General features: G+C 70.4%; 4 protein-coding genes. 3 read left to right on the top strand and 1 reads right to left on the bottom strand.

Going from position 1 to position 4,625, the window contains the following annotated elements:
• Positions 1 to 34 precede the first annotated feature (34 nt).
• Positions 35 to 1,657 carry an alkaline phosphatase D family protein gene (locus ABZS71_RS32470; protein ID WP_356215759.1) on the bottom strand — a complete coding sequence of 541 codons (1,623 nt, stop codon included), beginning with the start codon at positions 1,655 to 1,657 and terminating at the stop codon, positions 35 to 37.
• A gap of 173 nt (positions 1,658 to 1,830) precedes the next feature.
• On the opposite strand from ABZS71_RS32470, the gene ABZS71_RS32465 reads away from it, so the two are divergent.
• The 3 genes from ABZS71_RS32465 (at position 1,831) to ABZS71_RS32455 (ending at position 4,476) form a co-directional block, all read left to right on the top strand.
• Positions 1,831 to 2,607 carry an SDR family oxidoreductase gene (locus tag ABZS71_RS32465; RefSeq protein ID WP_356215756.1) on the top strand — a complete coding sequence of 259 codons (777 nt, stop codon included), beginning with the start codon at positions 1,831 to 1,833 and terminating at the stop codon, positions 2,605 to 2,607.
• 235 nt (positions 2,608 to 2,842) lie between these two features.
• Positions 2,843 to 3,463: a hypothetical protein gene (locus ABZS71_RS32460; protein WP_356215753.1), complete on the top strand. Its 621-nt coding sequence runs from the start codon at positions 2,843 to 2,845 to the stop codon at positions 3,461 to 3,463.
• A 137-nt stretch (positions 3,464 to 3,600) separates the two neighbouring features.
• On the top strand, positions 3,601 to 4,476 hold the full coding sequence (locus ABZS71_RS32455) for a glycosyltransferase (protein ID WP_356215750.1): 876 nt from the start codon (positions 3,601 to 3,603) through the stop codon (positions 4,474 to 4,476).
• The last annotated feature ends 149 nt before the right edge of the window (positions 4,477 to 4,625 follow it).

Genomic DNA, 4,625 nt, shown 5'->3' with positions numbered 1-4,625 from the left:
CCGGGGGCGAAGCCCCCGGGCCGGGTCGGACGGGTCAGGCCGACTGCAGGCCGGGGTTGCCGGCCTCACTCACGAACGACGCCGCCGTGGTGAGCGGCGCGCCCGGGGTCGTGACCGCGGAGACCGTCTTGTAGTCGGCCCGCGCCTGGTTCTCGTCCAGCGCGACCGTCACATAGCCGCGCCGGCCGTTGTAGAACTTCATGTGCGGGTTGGCGGCCATGTAGGTCGACCAGTTGGCCGGTTTGTCGGCCCCGTCCTTCCCGCTGGTGATGGACGTCCCGACGAGCTCCACGCCCAGCGTCCGCGAGTCCGGGTCGTCGAAGTCCTTCTTGATGTCGAAGGCGTAGTGGACATGGACGTCACCGGTCAGCACCACGAAGTTCTCGACGCCCGCCTGCTCGACGCCCGCCAGGATCCGTGTCCGAGAGGCGGGGTAGCCGTCCCAGGAGTCCATGGAGAGCTTGGAGCGCGCGGCCGTGGTGTTCTTCCGCTGGGAGAAGGTGACCTGCTGCGGAAGGACGTTCCAGGTCGCCGTCGACCGCTCGAAGCCGTCGAGCAGCCACCGCTCCTGCGCGGCGCCGGTGAGCGTGCGGGACGGGTCCTCGGATTCGGGGCCGGGGTACTGCCAGCCGTCGCCGTACGCCTGGTTGGAGCGGTACTGACGGGTGTCGAGGATGTCGAACTGGGCGAGGCGGCCGTAGTGGAAGCGCCGGTAGAGCCGCATATCGGGGCCGTCGGGCCGCTGCGGCATCCGCAGCGGCATGTTCTCCCAGTACGCCCGGTACGCGGCGGCCCGGCGGATCAGGAACTCCTCCGGCGGGTCCTCGTTCTCGTCGATGTCGCCCGCGTAGTTGTTCTCGGTCTCGTGGTCGTCCCAGGTGACGTACCAGGGGAAGGCGGCGTGGGCGGCCTGCAGATCCTCGTCGGACTTGTAGAGCGCGTAGCGCAGCCGGTAGTCGTCGAGGGTCATGGTCTCGGTGTTGAAGAGCGCGGGCAGGGTGCGGTCGGTGTAGCTGCGGGCGCCGCCCGCCGCGCTCACCGCGTACTCGTACTGGTAGTCGCCGACATGGAAGACGGCGTCCAGGTCCTCGTTGGCCAGATGGCCGAAGGCCGTGAAGTAGCCGTCGTGGTACGCCTGGCAGGACACCACGCCGAAGCGGACGTCGCGCACCCGGGCATGGGCGTACGGAGTGGTGCGGGTGCGGCCGACCGGGCTGGTCCACTTGCCGGCCCGGAAGCGGTACCAGTAGACGCGGTCGGGGTCGAGCCCCTTCGCGTCGACGTGCACGGTGTAGTTGAACTCGGCGTGCGCGGACGCGGTCCCACGGCGGGCGACGCGCTTGAAGCGCTCGTCACGGGCGATCTCCCACTCCACCCGCACGGTGCCCTCCTCGGGCAGCCCGTTGCCCGGCTCGTACGGCCGGGGCGCGAGTCTGGTCCACAGCACCACGGCGTCCGGCAGCGGATCGCCGGAGGCCACGCCGAGGGTGAAGGGGTCGTCGATGAGCGAGTGCGAAGCCACCTGCGCGGCCTGGGCGCTGGGCAGGTTGGTGGTGAAAGCGAGTGCGGCGGCCGCTCCGGTGACGGTGAGGAAACGGCGGCGTCCCAGACGTGCCGCCGCGGCTCGTATCGCCTGCTGGTGCGAGTCGTGTGCCATGTGCTCTCCCCTGGCTCGTGGCGTCAGAGGAATTGGAGTGTCAGGGAGAGGCCAGGTGTTTGCCTATGCACCACACCGAGATGACCGCTGGGTGAGGTCCGTTTCCGGATAGTGCGTTTACCGCATTCCGCCCTGTGTCCTGGGGGATTTGACGTCGCGTACGCTGCGGTCTCATGGGCGGGAGCGGTTTCGTGTCGGTGGTGTCCAAGGTCGCGGTGGTGACGGGCGCGGGCTCCGGGATCGGCCGGTCTGTCGCGCTCGAACTCGCCGAGTCCGGCTGGTCGGTGGTGCCGGCGGGGCGCCGGGACGCGGCGCTGGCGGAGACGGCGCGGCTGGCGGGCGGCGGTGGCTCGGTCGCCGCCGTACCAACGGATGTGGCCAGGCCGGAGCAGGTGGACGCGCTCTTCGCGGCGGTCCGGGACCGGTTCGGACGGCTCGATCCGCTGTTCAACAACGCGGGGAGCTCCGGGCCGCGCGGTGTGCCGCTGGGGGATCTGCGCTACGAGGACTGGCAGTCGGTGGTGGACACCAACCTCACCGGGGCGTTCCTGTGCGCCCAGGCCGCGTTCCGGCTGATGCGTGATCAGGATCCGCAGGGTGGGCGGATCATCAACAATGGCTCGATCTCGGCGCACGCGCCCCGCCCGGACAGCGTCGCGTACACGGCCACCAAGCACGCCATGACCGGGCTGACCAAGTCGCTCTCGCTGGACGGCCGTCGGTACAACATCGCCTGCGGTCAGATCGACATCGGCAACGCGGCCACCGAGATGACCGACCGGATGCGGTCCGGTGTCCCCCAGGCGAACGGCGAGGTGGCGGTCGAGCCGGTGATGGACGTGGCGGACGTCGCGCGGACGGTGCGGCATATGGCCTCCCTGCCCCTGGAGGCCAATGTGCAGTTCGCGACGGTGCTGGCGACGGCGATGCCGTACATCGGTCGCGGCTGACGGGCGATGGGTCGTCACCCGACCTAGCTAACCCCTCGACTTGTGTAGATTGTGTAACGAACGCGGTAATTCACCCTTTTAGGTCAGTCGCGGTGGCGGGGTTCACGATCGCCCGCCTGTCGCGATCCCGTTCGAACCCGGGGTGTTCGCCACCGGGTCCGTATGGCATCGTCGTCTCTCACCGCGCCTCACCCTTCACGACCGCCTCACGTCACACCACCGAAGAGAGACCGCCGTGCGTTCTCTGCCGCTCACCTTGGCCGCCCGCCTGCTCCCGGTCGCCCTCATCGTCACCGTGGGCGTGGCCATGCCGGCGACGGGCGGCTCGGACGCACCCGCCGAGCCGACGGGCGCCTCGCCGCCCCCCTCCACCGCCGCCACCGCGACCGCCGGCGCCAGCGCCCCGCCGCGCTACCCCAAGCCGCCGTCGAAAGCCTGCGCGACCCTCCCGGCGAGCACGGTCAAGGAGCTGGTGCCGGGAGCCAAGACGGCCGGGAACGAACTGAAGACCAGCGATGTCTCCCGCCGCACCGGATGCTCCTGGCATGCCCTGGACGGCTTCGACTACCGCTGGCTGGACATCAGCTACGACGTCACGGGCGCCGCGGCCAAGCAGGACGAGAACGGCAGCGCCATATCGGACCTCGGCGACACGGCAACCCTCAGCCAGCAGCTCACCACCAACGACGATCAAGAGATACGCGAGGCCGTGGTGACCGTCCACCAGGACAACGCCAAGATCACGGTCACGTACAACGGGGGCGACTTCAGCAGCCACCAGGGCGCGTCCGCCGGCGCGATCCGCAAGGGCGCGCTCACCGCCGCCGAGAAGGCCGTCGCCGCGCTCGACGGCTGAGCACCAGGGGCGCACTCACCGCCACGGCGGATTACTCAGTCCTCGATGAACAAGAGACATACGGAAGTGGCTTCCGGGGTGAATGGCTACGATCGCGGGCATTCGCCATCGAGCTCTGGAGTCCCGCTGTGCCCGCCATGCCCGAACCCCGCCTGGGTGTCGCCATCCTGACCATGGGCAACCGGCCCGGAGAGGTGGCGGCCCTCCTGGAGTCGGTGGCGAAGCAGGACGTACCGCCCACCCGCATCGTGGTCGTCGGCAACGGCTCCCCGCTCCCCGAGTTCCCCGCCCATGTGACCACGGTCGAGCTGGACGAGAACCTCGGCGTCGCGGGCGGCCGTAACGCCGCCCTGCGGCGGCTGCGCGAGTTCGGCGACGTGGACGTCGTCATCGACCTCGACGACGACGGGCTGCTCGTCGACGCCGACGTCTTCCGTACGGTGCGCGATCTGTACGCGGACGATCCGCGCCTGGGCATCGTGAGCTTCCGTATCGCCGACGAGACCGGCGAGACCCAGCGCCGCCACGTCCCCCGGCTGCGCTCGTCCGATCCCATGCGCGGCGGCCAGGTGACCACCTTCCTCGGCGGCGGGCACGCCCTGTCCGTGCCGATGCTGGACCAGATCGGCGGCTGGCCGGACGAGTTCTTCTTCACCCATGAGGAGACCGACCTCGCCTGGCGGGCGCTCGACGCGCGCTGGAAGGTGCTGTACGCCCCCGAGCTGCTGCTCCAGCACCCCAAGACCTCCCCCGCCCGGCACGCGGTCTACTACCGGATGACCGCCCGCAACCGGGTCTGGCTTGCCCGCCGCCATCTGCCGCTGCCCCTGATCCCCCTCTATCTGGGCACCTGGACCCTGCTCACCCTCGCCCGCACCCGCGCCCTGGCCGGACTGCGGGCCTGGGCGGGCGGCTTCCTGGAGGGCCTGCGCACCCCGTGCGGCCGACGCCGGCCGATGCGCTGGCGCACGGTGTGGCGCATGACCAGGCTCGGCCGGCCGCCGGTGATCTGAGGCTGCGGCGCTCGCTCCGGCACACGGGCGCTCCGCCGGTCCGGGGGCGCTAGGGGCAACGCCGTTCAGTTAGGGCGGGGCTGGGGGTGTCAAGGGCCGCTCGTGAGCATGGCGATGCTGATGGTGGCTTTGTACGTGGTGCGGTCGAT

The organism is Streptomyces sp. NPDC005393, assembly GCF_040606675.1.
Lineage (GTDB): Bacteria > Actinomycetota > Actinomycetes > Streptomycetales > Streptomycetaceae > Streptomyces.
The sequence above is the reverse complement of the archived record's forward strand: the minus strand, read 5'-3'. Positions and strand labels throughout refer to the sequence as shown.

What these genes read in the sequence shown, in the direction of transcription:
- ABZS71_RS32470 (WP_356215759.1), bottom strand. Translation starts at nt 1,657, where the DNA reads ATGGCACACGACTCGCACCAGCAGGCGATACGAGCCGCGGCGGCACGT.
- ABZS71_RS32465 (WP_356215756.1), top strand. Translation starts at nt 1,831, where the DNA reads ATGGGCGGGAGCGGTTTCGTGTCGGTGGTGTCCAAGGTCGCGGTGGTG.
- ABZS71_RS32455 (WP_356215750.1), top strand. Translation starts at nt 3,601, where the DNA reads ATGCCCGAACCCCGCCTGGGTGTCGCCATCCTGACCATGGGCAACCGG.